This is a genomic window from Janthinobacterium fluminis, assembly GCF_028595325.1.
Classification (GTDB): domain Bacteria; phylum Pseudomonadota; class Gammaproteobacteria; order Burkholderiales; family Burkholderiaceae_D; genus Janthinobacterium; species Janthinobacterium fluminis.
In genome coordinates this window covers 42,005-62,557 of the sequence record NZ_JAQQXR010000003.1, presented here as the reverse complement: position 1 = coordinate 62,557, position 20,553 = coordinate 42,005, and the positions used below count along the sequence as shown (strand labels likewise).

Sequence of the window (20,553 nt, the reverse complement as noted above, 5' to 3'; positions counted from 1 at the left end):
TCTTCCTTTCTTGTGCAGCAAATATTTTATTCGTGCTGAGAGTAACCGAAAACCGGCAACTGCGTCGTCGCCCGCCCAAAAGCGCCGCGCGCCGGGCCGGCCCTGCTCCATGGCCACGCTCGGTCAGGGGATCGCTTGGTATTTTAACAAAGTCGGCGCGCCGGCTCAGGGGCGGCGGCCGCCGCTGGCCCGCTCGATGCCGGCCAGGTCGCGCCAGCTCTGCACCTCGGCATAGCCGGCGGCGGCGAGCAGGGCGCGCACGGCCTCGGCCTGGTCGTAGCCGTGCTCCAGCAACAGCCAGCCCTGCGCCGCCAAGTGGCGCGGCGCGCCGGCGACGATGCGGCGCAGCGCCGACAGGCCGTCGGCGTGGTCGGTCAGCGCGCCGGCCGGCTCGAAGCGCAGGTCGCCCTCGGACAGGTGGCGGTCGCCGCTGGCGATATACGGCGGATTCGAGACGATGACGTCGAAAACGGCGTCGTCCAGCGCGGCGAACCAGTCGCTGCGCAGGAAGGACACGCTGGCGCCGTTGGCGGCGGCGTTGCGGCGCGCCACCGCCAGCGCCGCCTCGCTGACGTCGAGCGCCGTGACGGCGGCGTCGGGCCGGCCGTGCGCCAGCGCGACGGCGATGGCGCCGCTGCCGGTGCCCATGTCGAGCAGGCGGGCGCGCGGCGCCAGGCGCTCCAGCGCCAGCTCCACCAGCAACTCCGTGTCCGGGCGGGGGATCAGCACGGCCCCGCTGACCTCGAAGGGCAGGCCGAAGAACTCGCGCTGGCCGACGATGTACGCGATGGGCTCGCCGGCCAGGCGGCGCGCCAGCAGCGCCGACAGGCGCTGCGCCTCGTCGCCCGTCAGCGCGCGCTCGGACTGGGTAATCAGGGCGACGCGGCTCAGGCCGAGCGCGTGGCAAATCAGGATGCGGTTATCGACCGCGTCGAGCGGCGGCCGCAGCTGCAGCGAGGCGAGCGTGCTGCCGGCGGCGATGACGGGGGACGGCGGCGTCATTTGCGGCGCGCGAGCAGCCACAGCGTCGCCAGCGCGAACAGGCCGAAGCAGACCAAGGACCACTGCGGAATCGACAAACCGAAGAAGGGCATGGTGGCGTCCTCGCACAAACCGTCGGCGCGGAACATAAACGGCAGATACTCGGCCGTGACGATCTTGTTCAGCATCGTCTCCATCGGATCGATGCCGCAGGACAGACCCGGATGGGCCAGCACATACAAATGCTTGCCGGCGACGCCGAGGCCGCCGAGCGCGGCCAGCAGGCCGAGGCCGGCGCCGAGCTTGGGCTTGCCGGCGGCGGCGCCGGCCAGGCAGGCGACGGCGACGGCGAGGAACAGATAGCGCTGGATCACGCAAAGGGGGCAGGGCAGCAAATCCAGGCCATGCTGCAAATACATGGCCGCGCCCAACACAGCGAAACAGGCGGCGGCGACAGACAACAACAGATTGCGCGAACTCATCATGAAAAATCCGGAAAAGGTTAACAAGGAAGGCGGGCGCCGGGAGCGCCCCATTCTCGCACAAAGGCCCTGCGGAGCCCCTTAGAGCGCCCTTAAAACTTGCAAACCCACTTGGGGTCAGGTCTAGACATGGCGGTTTTCAGGGAAAAACCGCCATGTCTAGACCTGACCCCAGGGTTTAGTCGCCCAGCGCGGCCAGCAGTTCGGCCTGGTGTTCGGCCGCCAGCGCATTGGTCAGGTCGCTCAGTTCGCCGTCCATGATGAAGTCGAGTTTGTAGAGCGTCAGGTTGATGCGGTGGTCGGTCATGCGCCCCTGCGGGAAGTTGTAGGTGCGGATGCGCTCGCTGCGGTCGCCCGAGCCGATCAGGCTTTTGCGCGTCGCCGCTTCGGCCGATTGCTGGGCGCGCAGTTGCACGTCTTTGATGCGCGCGGCCAGCACTTTCAGCGCCGAGGCCTTGTTTTTGTGCTGGCTGCGGTCGTCCTGGCATTCCACGACGATGCCCGTCGGCAGGTGGGTCAGGCGCACCGCGGAGTCGGTTTTGTTGATGTGCTGCCCGCCCGCGCCCGAGGCGCGGAAGGTGTCGATGCGCAGGTCGGCCGGGTTGATGTTGACGTCTTCGACTTCGTCCGCCTCCGGCATCACGGCCACGGTGCAGGCCGAGGTGTGGATGCGCCCCTGGGTTTCCGTGGCCGGCACGCGCTGGACGCGGTGGCCGCCCGATTCGAATTTGAGTTTCGAGTAGGCGCCGTGGCCGACCAGGCGGACGATGACTTCGCGGTAGCCGCCCAGGTCCGATTCCGACGCGGAGACGATTTCCACCTGCCAGCGGTTGCGCTCGGCGAAGCGGGTGTACATGCGCAGCAGGTCGCCGGCGAACAGCGCCGATTCGTCGCCGCCCGTGCCGGCGCGGATTTCCAGGAAGATGTTGCGCTCGTCGTTGGCGTCCTTCGGCAGCAGCATCGTCTGCAGTTCGCGCTCCAGCCGCGCCATGTCGGTCTTGGCCGCCTCGATTTCCTCCTGGGCGAAGTCCTTCATGTCCGGGTCGGCCAGCATGTCCTGCGCCGTGGCGATGTCCTTGCCGGCGTCCAGGTAGGCGCGGTACAGCGCCACCAGCGGCCCCAGTTCGGCGTGCTCGCGCGTCATCTTGCGGTAGTTGTCCATATTGGACGTCGCGTCCGGGTGCATCAGCAGTTCGTCGAGTTCGACCAGGCGGTTGGCCAGTTGCTCCAGCTTGGCCAGCATTGATGGTTTCATAGGCGTTCGTAAGTAGGTGGGGGGACGGCCGGAGCGGGCCGCGTCTAGCCGGTGCGGCGCCTCCGGCCAGGACGGCCGGACGGGGGGACGCTAACGGCGGCCGCGGAACAGTTGCGGCAGCAGGGTCGCCAGCTGGGTGCGCTCGTCGCCCTGGGCGCGGTGCAGCGCCTGTTGCGGGCCGTGCAGGAATTTCGCCGTCAAGCCTTTCGACAGCGCCTCCAGCACGGCGTCGATGTCGGCGCCCTTGGCCAGCATCTTGCGCGCGCGCTCCACTTCCAGCAGGCGCATCGCTTCGCTGCTTTCATGCATGTCCTGGATCACCGGCACCATGGCGCGGTCGTCCACCCAGCTCATGTAGGACTGGACCCGGGTTTCGATGATGGATTCGGCCTGGGCGACGGCGGCCTGGCGGCTTTCCATGCCCGTCTGCACCACTTTGCCGAGGTCGTCGACGGTGTACAGGAAGACGTCGTTGAGGCGGCCGACTTCCGTTTCGATGTCGCGCGGCACGGCCAGGTCGACCATGAACATGGGCTTGTGGCGGCGCGCCTTGATGGCCCGCTCGACCAGGCCGAGGCCGATCAGCGGCAGCGACGACGCCGTGCAGGAGATGACGATGTCGAACTGGGCCAGCCTGTCGGGCAGGTCGGCCAGGCGGATCGCCTTGCCGTTGAAGCGGTGCGCCAGCAGCTCGCCCCGCTCCATGGTGCGGTTGGCGATGGTGATGCTGTTCGGGTTTTGCGCCGCGAAGTGGGTCGCGCACAGCTCGATCATTTCGCCGGCGCCGATGAACAGCACGTTCTGCTCGGCGATTTTGTCGAAGATGCGCTGCGACAGGCGCACGGCGGCGGCCGCCATCGACACGCTGTGGGCGCCGATTTCGGTGGTGCTGCGCACTTCCTTGGCCACCGAGAAGCTGCGCTGGAATAATTGGTGCAGATAGGTGCCCAGTCCGCCGGCCGCCTCGGCCGTGCGGATCGCGTCCTTGATCTGGCCGAGGATCTGGGTTTCGCCCAGCACCATCGAATCGAGCCCGGAGGCGACGCGGAAGGTGTGGCGCACGGCGTCGTGCTGCGGCAGCATGTACAGGTGCGGGCGCAGTTCGGCGTAGTTCAGCTTGTGGTAATCGGCCAGGAAGTGGGCGCCCGCGTCCAGCGTGTGCGGCACGTGGCTGGCCGCGTACAGCTCGGTGCGGTTGCAGGTCGACAGGATGGCCGCCTCGCCGTCGCTGCGGGTGTCGATGCGCTCGAACCAGGCGCGCGCCGCACCCACGGCCTGACCGAGTTGCTCAGGCGCAAACGCCAGTTGTTCGCGTAGCGACACTGGGGCGGTGGTGTGGTTGAGGCCGACGGCGAGCAGTTGCATTTCGGGCTGGATGGGAATCTGTGTACCAACATTATAGCGCGTCGCCTAGCGCGCCGCGTCGCCGGCAGATGGGGGCCGGGACTTTTTCCTGTCCGGCGGCAACAAATTTCGCCGAAAATTATTGTAATTGTATCAATGCCGCCGTGCGGGGCGGCGGCGCCGGCCGGGCTCAGGCCGGCAGCGCCAGCTTTTCCAGGCGGTAGCCGTAGCTGTACACCGGCACCAGGCGGTAGCCGTTCTCCGGCTTGAGCCGCAGCTTGTTGCGCACGCGCGAGATGTGCGTGTCCATGGTCCGCGACGGCATCGCCGTGTCGCGCAGCCACACGGCTTCGTGGATGTAGGCGCGCGACAGCGGCCGGCCGATGTTGCGGAAAAGCAGCAGGGCGAGGGCGAATTCCTTGTGCGTCACGTCCAGCGCCGTGCCGTCCATCAGCAGGCGCCCGGGCCGCGTTTCGAAGACGTAGGGGCCGAACTGCAGTTGCTCGGCGCCGTTTTGCCCCGGGTAGGCGCGCCGCAGCAGCGCCTGCGCGCGCACCAGCAGTTCGCCGCGGCGCATCGGTTTCAGCATGTAGTCGTCGGCGCCGGCGGCCAGGCCGGCGACGATGTCGTCCTCGCCGGCGCCGTGGGTGAGGAACATCACCGGCGCCTTCGGCGGCAGTTTTTCGCGGGCCCGGCGCAGCACGTCGGCGCCGTCCATGTCGGCCACCTGCCAGTCGAGGATCAGCATGTCGTAGCTGTCGCGGCGCAGTTGCCCCAGCAATTCCTTGGCGCTGGCGAAGCTGTGGCAGGCGTGGCCGGCCGCCGTCAGCGCCTGGCAGATCTGTTCGGCCTGGCCGCTGTCGTTGTCTAGTACGACGATTCTCATGGTTTCGCTGGGTCTGGCCGATCGGCGGTGCGGTTGCCGCTTATCGGAATGTTAATGAATGGTCACCTTCAAATATAACAGAGATTTACATGCTCTCCGGATATTATCGGCCTGGAGCGCAGATTGCGTGCGCCGCTGCAAGTGCCGCCGCGCTACACTGCATGCGCAGTCAGGGCGGGCGGCCGCGGGGCGCCGCGTGGGACGCAAGCGCGGGACGCTAGCGTAAGACGCAAAGGAGCGATATGAGTACGAGCGATAGCACGGATTGGACCCTGATTCCCGGCAGCCAGAAGGACATCGAGCAGGTGCGCGAACGCTGCCGCCGCCTGGTGCGGCGCCGCGCGATGCTGTCGGCCGGCGTGTCGGCCGTGCCGATTCCCGGCGTCGACCTGATGTCCGACCTGAGCCTGTTCGCCTTGCTGATCGACGACATCAACCAGGCTTTCGGCCTGACGCCCGAGCAGATCGAGCGCCTGCACCCGAAGGTCAAGCTGGTCGCCTACGAGGCGGCCATCGGCGTCGGCGGCATGCTGGTCGGCAAGGTCGTGACCCGCGAGCTGATCCTGCTTTTGATTAAGCGCAGCGGCGTCAAGCTGCTGGCGAAACAGGCGGCGCGGCTGGTGCCGCTGGCCGGCCAATTGGCGTCGGCGGCGATCGGCTTCGCCGTGTTCCGCCACATCGGCTACCAGCATGTGGAGGCGTGCGCGGCGGTGGCGCAGGAGTTGCTGGTGGTGCGGCCCGCTTAGGCCGCCCCACCGGCTTGCCCGGCGTTTACGCGTCCGGCAGCACCACGTTGACGTCGAGCACCTCCAGATTGCCCTGGCGGTCGAGCGAGATCTTGATGTCTTCCGCGTTCACCTTGGTGTACTTGGAAATGACTTCGATCAGCTCCTTGTGCAGGGCCGGCAGGAAGTCCGGGCCGCCGCGGCCGCTGCGCTCGCGCGCGATGATGATTTGCAGGCGTTCTTTGGCCGCCGTGGCCGTTTTGGGCTTCGAGGGGAAGAGGAAGGAAAGCAAGGCCATATCACTTTACCCCAAAGATGCGCTGCAGCAGGCCGGGCTTTTCATAGTTGGTGAAGCGCAGTTCGAGCTCTTGCCCGAGGAAGCGCGACACCACGTCTTCATAAGCTTCGGCCACGTCGGTGCCCTTGAAATGGATCGCCGGGTTGCCCTGGTTGGAGGCGGCCAGCACGGATTCCGATTCCGGGATGATGCCGATCAGCGGAATGCGCAGGATTTCCTGCACGTCCTGGAAGGACAGCATTTCGTCCGATTCCACCCGCTTCGGCGAGTAGCGCGTGATCAGCAAGTGTTCCTTGACCGGCTCGCCGCCCGTTTGCGCGCGGCGCGATTTGGCCTGGATGATGCCGAGGATGCGGTCGGAGTCGCGCACCGACGACACTTCCGGGTTGGTGACGATGATCGCTTCGTCGGCGAAGGTCAGGGCCATCAGCGCGCCGTGCTCGATGCCGGCCGGCGAGTCGCAGATGATGAACTCGAAGCCCATGTTGATCAGGTCGTTGAGCACGCGCTCCACGCCGTCCTCGGACAGCGCGTCCTTGTCGCGCGTCTGCGACGCCGGCAGGATGAACAGGTTGTCGCAGTGCTTGTCCTTGATCAGGGCCTGGTTCAGCGTCGCCTCGCCGTTGATCACATTGATCAAATCGTAGACGACGCGCCGCTCGCAACCCATGATCAGGTCGAGATTGCGCAGGCCGACGTCGAAGTCGAGTACGGCGGTCTTATGCCCGCGCATGGCCAGGCCGGTCGAGAAACTGGCGCTTGAGGTCGTCTTGCCGACACCGCCCTTGCCGGACGTCACAACAATAATTCTTGCCACAAAAAATCCTTTTTAGATGTCTAAGCTTAAGAGCGGGTTGCTGGACTGACAGATAGTATATCGATTCGCTCGCCCACCAGGCTGATTTGCGTGGGTTGGCGTGCCAATTCGGGCGGGAAACCATCCTCGAAGGTGCGGTAGACGCCGGCGATGGACACCAGTTCCGGCGCCATCGACAGCGCGAAAATGCGCGAGTTGGCGTTGCCGGAGGCGCCGGCCAGCGCGCGCCCGTTCAGGGCCGCGTAGACGTGGATGCTGCCGTCGGAAATGATTTCGGCGCCGTTGTTGACGACGGCCGTGATGATCAGGTCGCAGCCGCGGGCGTAGATGCGCTGGCCGGCGCGCACCGGCGTGTCGATGATCATCGCGCCCGGCGCGGCCGCCGCCGCCGCGGCCGGCTGGGCCGCCGCCACGGCCGCCACCGGCGCCGGCGCCGGCGCCGGCGCCGCGTCGGCCTCGTCGCGCGGCTTGCTGCCGCTGTCCAGGCTCAGGCCGTGGGCCAGGATGGCTTCGTGCTGCGCTTCCGGCGCGCCGCGCACGGCCACCGGGTTCAGGCGGTATTGCTTGAGGCGGGCGATCAGGCCGGCCCAGTCGATCGGCGCGCAGTCCGGCGCCAGGCCGGCGATGTCGATGACGGCCAGGTCGCCCTCGAAAAAGTCGGCGACGCCGCCGGTCATCGCCTTCAGGGCCGCGTCCACGGCTTGCGTGTCGGCCGTGTGCAGGATGGCGGAGACGGCGACGACGGTGGAAATCTTGATTTCTATGGGTTTCGGGGACGGGCTTTTGGACATATGCAATTTCAAATAAGGGCCTGCAACAGGCGATGTTTCAAAGACCGGGCCGGGCGCTGCGGCGCGCCCGGCGGGCATCGCCTGGATTGGCGAATTTGTTGCATTTTACTTGAAAAAATTCACGAAAAGGGCGTCCGCGACGCGCGCCGGCGGCGGCGCGAAAAAAAAGCAAGGGCGGCGCGCCGTTGCCACGGCGCGCCGCCCTTGCGGCAGCGCAAAGCGCGCGCCTGCGCCTAGCCCGCGCGCATTTGCCGCGCGGCATCGACCATATTCGCCAGCGCCGCTTCCGTCTCGGCCCAGGCGCGGGTTTTCAAGCCGCAGTCGGGGTTGACCCACAGGTGGGCCGGCGGAATCACGGCGCTGGCCTTGCGCAGCAGCCTGACCATCTCGGCCGTGCTGGGCACGCGCGGCGAGTGGATGTCGTAGACGCCGGGGCCGATCTCGTTCGGGTAGGCGAACTGGCCGAAGCCGCGCAGCAATTCCATGTCGGAGCGGCTCGTTTCGATGGTGATGACGTCGGCGTCCATGGCGGCGATCTGCGGCAGGATGTCGTTGAACTCGGCGTAGCACATATGCGTGTGGATCTGCGTCGCGTCGGCCACGGGGCTGGCGGCGACGCGGAAGGCGCGCGTGGCCCAGTCGAGGTAGGCGTCCCACTGGCTGCGGCGCAGCGGCAAGCCTTCGCGGATGGCCGGCTCGTCGATCTGGATGACGGCGATGCCGGCCCGCTCCAGGTCGGCCACCTCGGCGCGGATGGCCAGGGCGATCTGCAGGGTGGTGGCGGCGCGCGGCTGGTCGTCGCGCACGAAGGACCATTGGAGTATCGTCACCGGCCCCGTCAGCATGCCCTTCATCGGCTTGGCCGTCAGGCTTTGCGCGTGCACGGTCCAGTCCACCGTCATCGGCCGCGGCCGCGCCACGTCGCCGTAGATCAGCGGCGGCTTGACGCAGCGCGAGCCGTAGGATTGCACCCAGCCGTGGCCGGTGAAGGCGAAGCCGTCGAGGCGCTCGCCGAAATACTCGACCATGTCGTTGCGCTCGGCCTCGCCGTGCACCAGCACGTCCAGCCCCAGCGCCTCCTGGCGGGCGACGGCGTCGGCGATTTCGGCGCGCATCCGGGCGGCGTAGTCGTCCGCGCTCAGCTCGCCGCGCTTGAAGCCGGCGCGGGCGGCGCGGATCGCCGCCGTCTGCGGGAAGGAGCCGATGGTCGTCGTCGGGAAGGCCGGCAGGCGCAGGCGCGCCCGCTGCGCCGCCTGGCGCTGGGCGAACGGGGCGCGGCGCCGGTCGGCCTGCGGGTCCAGCGCGGCCACGCCGGCGGCGACGTCGGCGCGGTGCACGCGGGCGCTGGCGCGGCGGCTGGCCAGGGCGGCGCGGGCGGCGGCCAGGGCGGCGGCGTCGCCCCGGCCGGCCAGCGCGCCCTTGAGCAGGGCCAGTTCGCCGAGTTTTTCCGTGGCGAAGGCCAGCCAGCTGCGGATGTCGGGGGCCAGGCCGTCTTCCGCCTCCAGGCTGAAGGGCACGTGCAGCAGCGAGCAGGACGGCGCCAGCCACAGGGCGCCGCCGCGCTTGGCCAGCAGCGGCGCCAGCGCGGCCAGCGCCGCGTCGAGGTCGGTGCGCCAGATGTTGCGGCCGTCGACGATGCCCACCGACAGCACCTTGTGCACGGGCAGCCAGTCGCAGACGCTGGTCAGCTCGTGGGCCGCGCGCACGCCGTCGACGTGCAGGCCGGCCACCGGCAGGCGGCAGGCCAGGCTGAGGTTTTCCTCGAGCGGCGCGAAGTAGGTGGCCAGCAGCAGCTTGACGCCGACCTGGTTGAGCTGCCAGTAACTGCTTTCGAAGGCGCCGCGCCAGGCCGGCGGCAAGTCCAGGCCGAGGATGGGCTCGTCGATCTGCACCCATTCGACGCCCTGCTGCTTGAGGCGGTCCAGCAGCGCGCCGTAGACGGGCAGCAATTGTTCGAGCAGCGACAGGCGCTCGAAGCCGGCCGCGCCGCGCGCCTTGCCCAGCCACAGGAAGGTCAGCGGCCCCAGCAGCACGGCCTTGACGGGGTGGCCCAGCGCCTGCGCCTCGGCCACCTCGCCGAGCAGGCGTTCGCCGGCGAGGGCGAAGCGGGTTTCCGGCGTGAATTCCGGCACCAGGTAGTGGTAGTTGGTGTCGAACCACTTGGTCATTTCCAGGGCGTGGCCGGCCTCGTGCGGCTGGCCGGCGTGCTGGCAGCCGGCGTCGCAGGCGGGCGCCGCGCCGTTGCCGCGGGCCATGGCGAAATAGCGCTGCAGCGGCGCCTGGGCGGCGTCGAAGCCGAAGCGGGCCGGTTCGCAGCCCAGCAGCTGGATGTGGTTGGCGACCTGGTCGTAGAAGGCGAAGTCGCCGACGCTGACCCAGTCCAGGCCGGCCTCGCGCTGCAGCGCCCAGTGGCGCGCCCGCAGTGCGCGGCCGACCGCTTCGAGGCCGTCGGCCGACAATTCGCCGCGCCAGTGGCGCTCCAGCGCGAATTTCAGCTCGCGCTGGGCGCCGATGCGGGGGAAGCCGGGGATATGGGTGTGGATAGTGGTCATAATGTCATCAGGATTTAATATTCGTGAGCTAGAGTGTGCGGCAATCTGATTTATAATCAAAACGAAAGATTTTGCCGATTGACATGAAAATGATTCATACATACACGCCATGCTAGAACTCCGCCATTTGCGTACCCTGAGCGCGCTGCGCTCCGCCGGCAGCCTGGTGCGCGCCGCCCAGTTGCTGAACCTGACGCAGTCGGCGCTGTCGCACCAGATCAAGTTGCTGGAAGAGCGCTACGGCACCCCGCTGTTCGAGCGCAAGTCGATGCCGATCGGCTTCACGGCCACCGGCGGGCGCCTGCTGCAGCTGGCCGATCTGCTGCTGCCGGAAATCGAGCAGGCCGAGCGCGACGTGGCCCGCTTGTCGCAGGGCGACAAGGGGCAGTTGCGCGTGGCCCTGGAATGCCACACCTGCTTCGACTGGCTGATGCCGGTGATGGACGCCTTCCGCCAGCGCTGGCCCGAGGTCGAGATCGACCTCGTCTCCGGTTTCCACAGCGAGCCGGCCGACCTGCTGCGCAGCGGCGCCGCCGACCTGGTGATCGGCTCCGACTACGGCCCCGACTTCAGCACCTTCCCCCTGTTCCGCTTCGAGATCCTGGTGGTGATGGCGCAAAAGCACAGGCTGCACGGGCTGCGCCGGCTGGCCGCGCCGGACTTCGCCGGCGAAACCCTGATCACCTACCCGGTGCCGGAAAGCCGCATCGACCTGATCCGCGAAGTGCTGCGGCCGGCCGGCGTCGCCTTCGAGCGCCGCACCGCCGAGCTGACGGTGGCCATCCTGCAACTGGTGGCCAGCCGGCGCGGCGTCGCCGCCTTGCCGAACTGGGCCATCAAGAACTATGTCGACTATGACTATGTGATCGCCAAGCCCGTCGGCGAGCAGGGCCTGTGGAGCGACCTGTTCGTTTCGGTGCCGGAGGCGCTGCGCGAGAAGGCCTATGTCAGCGATTTCGTCAGCGTGATACGCGAGCAGTGCGCGCGCACCCTGGACGGGATAAAGTTATTGTCGTGACAATTGGCGACAGTTGAGCGTGGACTTGTTGATAAGCTTGACAATAATCAAAGGTTAAATCCGGGCGGCCCCTTACAGTAAAAGACTATGCGGCGCATCAGGGCGCGGCAATGCGAATTATCCGACGAGGAATTTCATGTTTTCTCTTTCCGAACAACTGACTCTCGCAAGCAAGGCCGTCCTTGAAACCCAGCTGGCCAGCGCCACCGCCCTCGCCGAGGCCGCCTTCGACAGCGGCGTCAACGTGATCGACCTGAACGTGGACGCCGTCAAGACCTCGCTGGCCGCGGCCGGCGAGGCGACGCGCCAGTGGCTGGCCGTGAAAAATCCCCTGGAGTGGTTCAGCGCCACGGCCAGCCAGTCGCAGCTGGCCATCGACCGGGCCAAGGCCTATGGCCGCCAGGCCGGCGACATCGCCCAGGGCGCGCAGGCGAAACTGGCGTCCGTGGCGCAGGCGGAAATTGCTGTATCGAAACAGAAAGTCGGCGAATTGGTGGACCTGGTTAAGAAAACCCCGGCGGCGGTGGCCACGCCGATAAATAGTTTTTTGAAAAGCGCTTTCGACGGCGCCCATGCGGGGTATGATAAAACTACGCCCGCCGGGCAGCCGGCCGCGGCGGACGCCGTGCCGGCCGACCAGGCCGCCGCACGCGGCCAGCGCGGCGCCCAATAGGGCGGCGGGCGGCGGCGCCGCGCACCGCGGCGCCGGCAAGAATATGCATCAGCAGTGCGCGATGTGGCGAGTGTCAACTTAACCTGACCGTCGGTCAGCAAATCGGAGAAACAAATGGAAGAAGTTGTTATCGTGGCCGCAGGCCGCACCGCCGTCGGCAAGTTCGGCGGCAGCCTGGCGAAGATTCCCGCGGCCGAACTGGGCGCCCACGTCATCAAGGGCTTGCTGGCCCAGACCGGCATCGATGCCAATCTGATCAACGAAGCGATTCTCGGCCAGGTGCTGACGGCCGGCGTCGGCCAGAATCCGGCGCGCCAGGCCGTCATCAAGGCCGGCCTGCCGGCCGCCATTCCGGCGTTCACCCTCAACAAGGTGTGCGGCAGCGGCCTGAAGGCGACGCACCTGGCGGCCCAGGCCATCAAATGCGGCGACGCCAACATCATCATCGCCGGCGGCCAGGAAAACATGAGCGCCTCGCCGCACGTGATGAACGGTTCGCGCGACGGCTTCCGCATGGGCGACTTCAAGATGGTCGACACGATGATCGTCGACGGCCTGTGGGACGTCTACAACCAGTACCACATGGGTATCACGGCCGAGAACGTCGCGAAGAAATACGAGATTTCGCGCGCGGCGCAGGACGAGTTCGCGCTGCAGTCGCAGCTGAAGGCCGAGGCGGCGCAAAAGGCCGGCAAGTTCAAGGATGAGATCCTGGCCCTGGACATCGTCGGCAAGAAAGGCACCGTCGTCTTCGACAGCGACGAATACATCAAGGCCGGCTCGACGCTGGAATCGCTGGCCGGCCTGCGTCCCGCCTTCGCCAAGGACGGCAGCGTCACGGCCGGCAACGCCTCCGGCCTGAACGACGGCGCCGCCGCCGTCATCATGATGTCGGCCGCCGAAGCGAAAAAACTCGGCCTGAAGCCGCTGGCCCGCGTCAAGGCCTACGCCTCGTCCGGCCTGGACCCGGCCGTCATGGGCATGGGGCCGGTGTCGGCCAGCCGCCTGTGCCTGAAAAAAGCCGGCTGGACGCCGCAAGACCTGGACTTGATGGAAATTAACGAAGCCTTCGCGGCCCAGGCGCTGGCCGTCAACAAGGAAATGGAGTGGGACACCAGCAAGATCAACGTGAACGGCGGCGCCATCGCCATCGGCCACCCGATCGGCGCGTCCGGCGCGCGCATCCTGGTCACCCTGATCCATGAAATGCAGCGGCGCGATGCGAAGAAGGGGCTGGCGGCCCTGTGCATAGGCGGCGGCATGGGCGTGGCGCTGGCGATCGAGCGCGATTGAGGCGGCGATGCAGTCGTAGATTCTTTTTGTAGCGGGACGAAAACTTAGGGGATGAAAATGGCAAGAGTTGCATTAGTAACCGGCGGTATGGGTGGTCTGGGCGAGGCGGTCTGTTTCAAGCTGGCGGCGCTGGGTTATCGGGTGGTCACCACCTATTCACCGGGCAATCCGAAGGTGAACGAGTGGCTGGCCACGACCCGCGACATGGGTTACGACTTCAAGGCCTACCCTTGCGACGTGGCCGACTACGATTCGGCCCAGGCTTGCGTGGCGGCGGTGGAAAAGGACATCGGCCCCGTCGATGTGCTGGTCAACAATGCCGGCATCACGCGCGACATGACGTTCAAGAAAATGGACAAGCCGAACTGGGACGCCGTCATGGCCACCAATCTGGACTCCGTGTTCAATATGACGAAGCCGGTCTGCGACGGCATGGTCGAGCGCGGCTGGGGCCGCATCATCAACATTTCCTCCGTGAACGGCCAGAAGGGCGCCTTCGGCCAGACCAACTATGCGGCCGCGAAGGCCGGCATGCACGGTTTCACGAAGTCGCTGGCGCTGGAAGTGGCGCGCAAAAACGTCACCGTCAACACCATCTCGCCCGGCTACATCGGCACCAAGATGGTGATGGCGATTCCGCAGGAAGTGCTCGACACCAAAATCATCCCGCAAATCCCGATGGCCCGCCTGGGCAAGCCCGAGGAAGTGGCCGGCCTGGTCGCCTACCTGGCCTCCGACGAAGCCGCTTTCGTTACCGGCGCCAACATCTCGATCAACGGCGGCCAGCACATGTCCTAGGACGGGCCCGCGCCCGCGCCATCCCAGCACCGCCTTCGGGCGGTGTTTTTGTTTGCGCGCGCCGGCGGCCGCCGTTTTTCGGCGCGGGCCTCGGCATATTTCGCTACAATCGAAGCTTATCCACACCAAGGACTGCCATGCCCGATTCGTTGTCGCCCCTGTTCCCGCCCGCGCTGCCCAACCGGCACGGCATGTTGGCGGTCGACGAGCTGCACACGATCTATTGGGAGGAGTGCGGCAACCCGGACGGCGTGCCCGTGCTGTTCCTGCACGGCGGCCCCGGCGCCGGCGTGTCGCCGCAGCACCGGCGCTTTTTCGACCCGCGGCATTACCGCGTGATCCTGTTCGACCAGCGCGGCGCCGGCAAGTCGACGCCGCTGGGCGAATGCCGCAACAACACGACCCAGCTGCTGATCGAGGACATCGAACGCCTGCGCGCCCAGTTCGGCATCGGCAAATGGCTGGTGTTCGGCGGCTCCTGGGGCTCGACGCTGGCGCTGGCCTACGGCCAGGCGCACCCGCAAGCCTGCCTCGGCTTCGTCCTGCGCGGCATCTTCCTGTGCACCAGCGCGGAAATCGACTGGTTCATCAACGGCATGCGCTGGTTCTACCCCGAGCTGTACGAGGAATTCGTCGCGCCGATTCCGCCGGCGGAGCGCGGCGACCTGCTGGCCGCCTACACCCGCCGCACGCTCAGCGCCGACCCGGCCGTCCACCTGCCGGCCGTGCGCGCCTGGAGCCGCTTCGAGGGCCGCCGCGTCTACCTGCTGCCGCAGCCGGAGGACGCGCCGAACGACGCGCTCGACCTCGGCCTGGGCCGGCTCGAATCCCACTATATGAGCAACCTGGGTTTCTTCGCCGAAGACCAGTTGATCCGCGACATGGGGCGCATCGCCCACCTGCCCGCCGTCATCGTGCAGGGCCGCTACGACGTCATCTGCCCGCCGCTGTCGGCCCACCGCCTGCACCAGGCCTGGCCCGGCGCGCGCCTGAAGATGGTGCCCGACGCCGGCCACGGCGCGCTGGAAAACGGCATCGCCGCGGCGCTGGTGGCGGCCACCGAGCAGTTCAAGCGCAGCGGCCGCTTTCAATGAATGATCCGGCCGCGGCCGCGGGCTGCTACACTGTGGCCTGCGCCGTGCGGCGTTAACGATAAAAATCTGTCATGAATATTCAGCTTGGCGACATAGGCCACATCATCCAGCTGGCGATCGCGCCGGTGTTCCTGCTCACCGGCGTGTGCACCAACTTGATGGTGCTGACGAACCGGCTGGCGCGCATCATCGACCGCTCGCGCGTGCTGGAGGACCGGCTCGACATCGGCTACAATGAAACCTATATGGGCGAGCTCGACACCCTGTACCGGCGCAGCCACCTGATCAACTATTCGATCACCTTGGCCACCGCCTGCGGCCTGCTGATCTGCCTGGTGATCGCCATGCTGTTCACCGGCGACACGCTCAACGTCACGCTCGACAAATACATCGCGGCGTTTTTCGTCGTCGCCATGCTCAGCCTGATCGGCAGCTTCGGCTACCTGCTCAGCGAGATCTTCATCGCCTCGAAAGCCATGCGCACCCGGCGCCACGTCCGCATCCAGAGTTAAGGCTACGTCCCCCGGCAATGTCCCCGGCGCCCCCCGCCACCATTTGATTATATTGAGTTAAGCATGCAAAATTACCAACGCCCACCGACGCTGCACCGCTATGGCCTGCGCAGCGACCTCGAACTGGCGCTCACGCTGGGCCAGTTCCGCCTGACCCCGGCCGCCAACTGCCTGACGCTGAGTTTTTCCCAAGCGTGGGACAAGCAATTGTTCGACCTGTTCGCGCCGGCCGACAGCTGCCTGATCATCCACAACACCGAGGAATTCGGCGAGCGCCTGCACCGCGCCGTGCAGCGCGCGCTGCCCAGCTGGGCCGGCATCGACGGCGTCGTCGAATACGGCGTGCGCGCCGCCCTCGGCACCGCCTTCAGCAAGTCGATCCAGGAAGCGCCCGAGCGGGAATGGCTGTTCGCCTGGCGCTCGATGCAGACCCAGGCCAGCCTGAACCCGGTCGTCGTCAAGATCGGCAGCCTGGAAAACTTCGCCGAACTGCGCGACCGCGACACCTACCTGGCCTGAGCGGCGCCGGCCTACTGCTCGCGCCGGCTTTCCAGGCGCGCCAGCACGGCGCCCATCATGCGCTCGATGTCGCCGCGTATGATCTGCGTGCCCAATATGCCCGGCACGTAAAAATTCGGTATCAGCTTGCCGCTGTAGTGCACCCGCGTGCCGCCCGTTTCCGCCACCGGCACCAGCTCCCAGCGCGCCTCGTAGTGCTTCATATCGCCGGAAATGAGCGCGATGTCGATCGACGAGGGCGGATTTTCGGTCGCCCGCACGATCAGGTGGATGGAGCGCGACATGAACAGGAAGCGCGCTGTGCCGAACTGCTCGACGATGACCTCGTTGCCGTTGCGCGACAGGACCCGGCACGAGGCCAGGTCCGGCACGAACTCGTTCATCCTGTCGTAGGTGGTGAGCACCCGCCACACCGCGGCCGGCGAGGCCTGCACCGTGCCGCTGGCCTCGACCTCGTACATATGCAGCGCGTCCAGCTCCACGCGCCTCACCGCGACGTCCAGCTTGGGCATCTCCAGCTTCGGCGCCTGCGCCTGCGCCGCTCCGGCGCAGGACAACAACAGGAAAAGGAAAATCCGCTTCATCCATTCAGCGTAAGGTAAAGGGTGGCAGAATACAAGTCTTGTGCTAGTTGCCCGAAAAATGGGCGGGCCGGGACTTTAGAACCCGGGGTCTACTGAAAATAGGTTGTAATGCCGGAAGCCGCCTTCGCGCGCCCCGTCACCACGCTAAAAACTACCATGGCCACCTATCCGCACCTGCTCGCCCCCCTCGATCTCGGCTTCACCACGCTGCGTAACCGCGTCATCATGGGCTCGATGCACACGGGTCTGGAAGACCGCTTCTACAATTACGGCAAGCTGGCCGCGTTTTACCGCGAGCGCGCGCGCGGCGGCGTCGGTCTGATCGTCACGGGCGGCATCTCGCCGAACCGCTCCGGCTGGCTGCTGCCCTTCGGCGGCACGCTCAATTTCGCCGGCGATGTGCTCAACCACCGCCGCGTCACCAGCGCCGTGCACGAGGAGGGCGGCAAGATACTCATGCAGATCCTGCACGCCGGCCGCTACGGCTACCAGCCCTTCGTCGTCTCGGCCTCGGATAAAAAATCGCCGATTTCGCCGTTCAAGCCGCGCGCGCTCAGCGAGGCGGGCATCGAAGCGACGATCCGCGACTACGCCCGCTGCGCCAAGCTGGCCAGGCAGGCCGGCTACGACGGCATCGAGGTGATGGGCAGCGAAGGCTATCTGCTCAACCAGTTCCTGTGCGCCCGCACCAATCTGCGCGGCGACGGCTGGGGCGGCAGCATCGAAAACCGCATGCGCCTGCCGGTGGAAATCGTCAAGCGCATCCGCGCCGCCGTCGGCCCCGACTTCATCATCATGTACCGCCACTCGCTGCTCGACCTGGTCGACGGCGGCAACACCTGGGACGACGTGGTGGCCGTGGCCAAGGCGCTGCAGCAGGCCGGCGTGAGCATTTTGAACACCGGCTTCGGCTGGCACGAGGCGCGCGTGCCGACCATCGTCACCTCGGTGCCGCGCGGCGCCTTTACCAGCGTGGCGGGGCGGCTGCGCCGCGAAGTGACGATTCCCGTGGTGGCGTCGAACCGCATCAACATGCCTTTCGAGGCCGACGCCATCCTGGCGCGCGGCGACGCCGACCTGGTGTCGATGGCGCGGCCCTTCCTGGCCGACCCGCAGTTCGTCGCCAAGGCGGCGGCCGGGCGCGCCGACGAGATCAACACCTGCATCGGCTGCAACCAGGCCTGTCTCGACCACACCTTCGCCAACCAGCGCGCCAGCTGCCTGGTCAACCCGCGCGCCTGCCACGAAACGGAGCTGGTGTTCAGCAAAAAGGCCGCTTCGCGCAAGGTCGCCGTGGTCGGCGCCGGCCCGGCCGGCCTGTCGGCGGCCACCGCGGCGGCCGCCTGCGGCCACCAGGTCACGCTGTTCGATTCCAGCGACAGCGTCGGCGGCCAGTTCAAGATCGCCATGCAGATTCCCGGCAAGGAGGAATTCGCCGAAACCATCCGCTATTTCCGCCGCCAGATCGACCTGCTGGGGGTGAAGCTTGAGCTGGGCCGGCGCGTCGCGCGCGAGGAACTGCTGGCGGGCGGCTACGACGACGTCATCGTCGCCACCGGCATCAAGGTGCGCCGCCCGCCCATCCCCGGCATCGACCATCCGAAGGTGCTGTCCTACCTGGATGTGCTGCAGCACAAGGCGCCGGTCGGCAAGCGCGTCGCCATCATCGGCGCCGGCGGCATCGGCTTCGACGTCGGCGAATACCTGCTGCACGACCCGGCGCACGCGCTGCCGCTGCCGGTGGCCAGCTGGACGGCGGAGTGGGGTGTCGACCTGAATGCCAACAGCGGCGGCGGCCTGGTGGCGCCGCATGCGGCCGAGCCGCTGCGGCAGATCTTCCTGTTGCAGCGCAAGACGTCGAAAGTCGGGGCCGGGCTGGGCAAGACCTCGGGCTGGGTGCACCGCGCGACCTTGAGCCGCAACGGCGTGGTGATGATGGGCGGGGTCCAGTACGACAAGATCGACGATCACGGCCTGCACATCACCGTCGGCGGCGAACAGCGCCTGCTGGCGGTCGACCACGTCGTCGTCTGCGCCGGGCAGGACAGCCTGACCGAGCTGATGCCGGCCGGGCCGGCCGCGGGCGGGCCGCGCTTCCACAAGATAGGCGGCGCCGCGTTGGCGGCCGAGCTGGACGCCAAGCGCGCCATCAAGGAAGGTGCGGAGCTGGCCGCCAGCTTGTGATGATGGGGGGCGGGCCCCCCGCCAGTCGCCGCCTCAGTGCGGGCTGCGGCCGTGCTTTTTTTCGAAGCTGTCCAGCACGTGCTGCACCATGCCCTTGGCCAGCTCGTGTTCGCCGATGAAGACCTGGCCGGCGCGCTCCTGCCGCAGCAGTTCGGCCTCGGCCTCGCTGTGGGTGCGCACCACGCTCTGGATGTTCGGGTTCAGGGCGCGCGCCGTGTCGATCATGGCGCGCACGTGGAAGGTGTCCGGCGTGGCGATCACCAGCATCGTCGCGTGCGTGATGTGGGCCTGAATCAGCACCCCGGGCTCGCCGGCATTGCCGGCCACGGCCGGTATGCCCTGCTTGCGCAGCTGGTCGACGATGTCGCGGTTTTGCTCGGCGACGACGAAGTCGATGCCGCGCGCCGTCAGGGCCTCGGCGATGCGCCGTCCGACCCGGCCGTAACCGACCAGCACCACCTGCCCCGACAGCTTGTTCTGGTCTACCGTCACCGGCAACTCGGCCAGCGGGTCGGCCGGGCGCTCGAATTTGCGCGCCAGTTCGCTGCTGCCCATCCAGCGCAGCAGCGGCTTGGTGATGCTGAACACCACCGGGTTGAGGGCGATCGACAGGATCGCGCCGGCCAGGATCAGGCTCTGGCCCTCGTGCGGCATCAGCCCCAGCGAGATGCCCAGCGCCGCCAGGATGAAGGAGAATTCGCCGATCTGCGCCAGGCTGGCCGAGACGATCAGCGCCGTCTTGAACGGATAGCGCAGCGCCACCACCAGCAGGAAGGCGGCGGCCGACTTGCCGAAGATGATGATGGCGCACACCAGCAGCACGTGCAGCGGCTGCTCGACCAGGACGGCCGGCTCGAACAGCATGCCGACGGAGACGAAGAACAGCACGGCGAAGGCGTCGCGCAGCGGCAGCGACTCCTCGGCGGCGCGGTGGCTCAGTTCCGATTCGCGCAGCACCATGCCGGCGAAGAAGGCGCCCAGCGCGAAGGACACGCCGAACAGCTCGGTCGAGGCGTAGGCGATGCCGACGGCGGCGGCGACGACGCACAGCGTGAACAGCTCGCGCGAGCCGGTGCGCGCCACCTGCCAGAGTATCCAGGGGAACAGCTTGCGCCCGACCACCAGCATGAAGACGATGAAGCCGGCCACCTGGCCGAAGGTGACGGCCAGCGTGCGCCACAGGCTGACGCCGGCGTCGGCCGGGTTGACGGTGCCGCCCAGCGAGCCGGCCAGCGGCGGCAGCAGCACCAGCACCAGCACCGTGACGAGGTCTTCGACGACCAGCCAGCCGACGGCGATGCGGCCGTTCAGCGTATCGAGGATGCCGCGCTCCTCCAGCGCGCGCAGCAGCACGACGGTGCTGGCGACCGACAGGGCCAGGCCGAACACCAGTCCGCCGCCCAGGCTCCAGCCCCAGTAGTGGGCCATGCCCATGCCCATCGCCGTGGCCACGGCGATCTGCAGGATCGCGCCCGGCAGCGCGATGCGGCGCACGTCCCACAGGTCGTCGAGGGAGAAGTGCAGGCCGACGCCGAACATCATCAGCATCACGCCGATCTCGGCCAACTGGCCGGCCAGCGCCGTGTCGGCGACAAAACCCGGCGTGGCCGGCCCGATCACGATGCCGGCAGCGAGATATCCCACCAGGGCCGGTAATTTCATGCGCGTGGCGATGAAACCGAAAATGAGGCCAAACCCGAGGGCGGCGGCGATGGTGGTGATCAGGCTGATGTTGTGGGGCATGCGT

The 20,553-nt window shown here is 67.3% G+C and carries 20 protein-coding genes; 9 read left to right on the top strand and 11 right to left on the bottom strand.

The genetic code is table 11. The annotated features are described in order from the left end of the window. Positions 1 to 165 precede the first annotated feature (165 nt). The 5 genes from prmC to OIK44_RS08985 all read right to left on the bottom strand — a co-directional run bounded on the left by prmC (position 166) and on the right by OIK44_RS08985 (position 4,948). Positions 166 to 1,002: a peptide chain release factor N(5)-glutamine methyltransferase gene (gene prmC / locus OIK44_RS09005; protein ID WP_273670404.1), complete on the bottom strand. Its 837-nt coding sequence runs from the start codon at positions 1,000 to 1,002 to the stop codon at positions 166 to 168. After that, positions 999 to 1,466 (bottom strand): disulfide bond formation protein B, encoded by a 468-nt coding sequence (locus tag OIK44_RS09000; RefSeq protein ID WP_273670403.1) that lies wholly within the window; start codon positions 1,464 to 1,466, stop codon positions 999 to 1,001. The genes prmC and OIK44_RS09000 overlap by 4 nt, the downstream gene beginning before the upstream one ends. 175 nt (positions 1,467 to 1,641) lie before the next feature. Further along, positions 1,642 to 2,718 (bottom strand): peptide chain release factor 1, encoded by a 1,077-nt coding sequence (gene prfA / locus OIK44_RS08995; protein ID WP_273670402.1) that lies wholly within the window; start codon positions 2,716 to 2,718, stop codon positions 1,642 to 1,644. Positions 2,719 to 2,808: 90 nt separating this feature from the next. Further along, positions 2,809 to 4,083 (bottom strand): glutamyl-tRNA reductase, encoded by a 1,275-nt coding sequence (gene hemA / locus OIK44_RS08990; protein WP_273670401.1) that lies wholly within the window; start codon positions 4,081 to 4,083, stop codon positions 2,809 to 2,811. A gap of 169 nt (positions 4,084 to 4,252) precedes the next feature. Further along, positions 4,253 to 4,948 (bottom strand): response regulator transcription factor, encoded by a 696-nt coding sequence (locus OIK44_RS08985; protein ID WP_273670400.1) that lies wholly within the window; start codon positions 4,946 to 4,948, stop codon positions 4,253 to 4,255. A 242-nt stretch (positions 4,949 to 5,190) separates the two neighbouring features. On the opposite strand from OIK44_RS08985, the gene OIK44_RS08980 reads away from it, so the two are divergent. Next, on the top strand, positions 5,191 to 5,694 hold the full coding sequence (locus tag OIK44_RS08980) for a hypothetical protein (RefSeq protein WP_273670399.1): 504 nt from the start codon (positions 5,191 to 5,193) through the stop codon (positions 5,692 to 5,694). 25 nt (positions 5,695 to 5,719) lie between these two features. Here the strand turns inward: OIK44_RS08980 and minE are convergent, their stop codons facing one another. The 4 genes from minE to metE all read right to left on the bottom strand — a co-directional run bounded on the left by minE (position 5,720) and on the right by metE (position 10,131). Next, positions 5,720 to 5,971 carry a cell division topological specificity factor MinE gene (gene minE / locus OIK44_RS08975; RefSeq protein WP_017878052.1) on the bottom strand — a complete coding sequence of 84 codons (252 nt, stop codon included), beginning with the start codon at positions 5,969 to 5,971 and terminating at the stop codon, positions 5,720 to 5,722. Between the two features lies 1 nt (position 5,972). Next, positions 5,973 to 6,788, bottom strand: coding sequence for a septum site-determining protein MinD (gene minD / locus OIK44_RS08970; RefSeq protein WP_273670398.1), 816 nt, complete (start codon positions 6,786 to 6,788; stop codon positions 5,973 to 5,975). 26 nt (positions 6,789 to 6,814) lie between these two features. Next, a complete protein-coding gene (minC, locus tag OIK44_RS08965) occupies positions 6,815 to 7,579 on the bottom strand; it encodes a septum site-determining protein MinC (protein WP_273670397.1) in 765 nt (254 codons plus the stop codon). A 233-nt stretch (positions 7,580 to 7,812) separates the two neighbouring features. After that, positions 7,813 to 10,131 (bottom strand): 5-methyltetrahydropteroyltriglutamate--homocysteine S-methyltransferase, encoded by a 2,319-nt coding sequence (gene metE / locus OIK44_RS08960; protein WP_273670396.1) that lies wholly within the window; start codon positions 10,129 to 10,131, stop codon positions 7,813 to 7,815. 109 nt (positions 10,132 to 10,240) lie between these two features. Here metE and OIK44_RS08955 point away from each other — a divergent pair, with 109 nt between their 5' ends. From OIK44_RS08955 to OIK44_RS08925, 7 genes are all read left to right on the top strand, one after another. Next, positions 10,241 to 11,149: a LysR family transcriptional regulator gene (locus OIK44_RS08955; RefSeq protein ID WP_273670395.1), complete on the top strand. Its 909-nt coding sequence runs from the start codon at positions 10,241 to 10,243 to the stop codon at positions 11,147 to 11,149. A 136-nt stretch (positions 11,150 to 11,285) separates the two neighbouring features. Next, positions 11,286 to 11,822 (top strand): TIGR01841 family phasin, encoded by a 537-nt coding sequence (gene phaP, locus OIK44_RS08950; RefSeq protein WP_273670394.1) that lies wholly within the window; start codon positions 11,286 to 11,288, stop codon positions 11,820 to 11,822. 114 nt (positions 11,823 to 11,936) lie between these two features. Next, positions 11,937 to 13,115, top strand: coding sequence for an acetyl-CoA C-acetyltransferase (locus tag OIK44_RS08945; RefSeq protein ID WP_273670393.1), 1,179 nt, complete (start codon positions 11,937 to 11,939; stop codon positions 13,113 to 13,115). Positions 13,116 to 13,172: 57 nt separating this feature from the next. Beyond that, positions 13,173 to 13,913 (top strand): acetoacetyl-CoA reductase, encoded by a 741-nt coding sequence (phbB, locus tag OIK44_RS08940; RefSeq protein WP_273670392.1) that lies wholly within the window; start codon positions 13,173 to 13,175, stop codon positions 13,911 to 13,913. Positions 13,914 to 14,050: 137 nt separating this feature from the next. Then, positions 14,051 to 15,007, top strand: coding sequence for a prolyl aminopeptidase (gene pip / locus OIK44_RS08935; RefSeq protein WP_273670391.1), 957 nt, complete (start codon positions 14,051 to 14,053; stop codon positions 15,005 to 15,007). Positions 15,008 to 15,078: 71 nt separating this feature from the next. After that, on the top strand, positions 15,079 to 15,519 hold the full coding sequence (locus tag OIK44_RS08930; protein ID WP_273670390.1) for a DUF2721 domain-containing protein: 441 nt from the start codon (positions 15,079 to 15,081) through the stop codon (positions 15,517 to 15,519). A 63-nt stretch (positions 15,520 to 15,582) separates the two neighbouring features. Further along, on the top strand, positions 15,583 to 16,038 hold the full coding sequence (locus OIK44_RS08925; protein ID WP_273670389.1) for a hypothetical protein: 456 nt from the start codon (positions 15,583 to 15,585) through the stop codon (positions 16,036 to 16,038). 11 nt (positions 16,039 to 16,049) lie between these two features. Here the strand turns inward: OIK44_RS08925 and OIK44_RS08920 are convergent, their stop codons facing one another. Beyond that, on the bottom strand, positions 16,050 to 16,622 hold the full coding sequence (locus OIK44_RS08920) for an SRPBCC family protein (protein WP_273670388.1): 573 nt from the start codon (positions 16,620 to 16,622) through the stop codon (positions 16,050 to 16,052). A 156-nt stretch (positions 16,623 to 16,778) separates the two neighbouring features. Here OIK44_RS08920 and OIK44_RS08915 point away from each other — a divergent pair, with 156 nt between their 5' ends. Beyond that, complete coding sequence (locus OIK44_RS08915) at positions 16,779 to 18,806, top strand: NADPH-dependent 2,4-dienoyl-CoA reductase (protein ID WP_273670387.1); 2,028 nt, start codon at positions 16,779 to 16,781, stop codon at positions 18,804 to 18,806. A 33-nt stretch (positions 18,807 to 18,839) separates the two neighbouring features. Here OIK44_RS08915 and OIK44_RS08910 read toward each other — a convergent pair whose 3' ends face one another. Next, positions 18,840 to 20,549, bottom strand: coding sequence for a cation:proton antiporter domain-containing protein (locus tag OIK44_RS08910; protein WP_273670386.1), 1,710 nt, complete (start codon positions 20,547 to 20,549; stop codon positions 18,840 to 18,842). Positions 20,550 to 20,553: the final 4 nt, after the last annotated feature.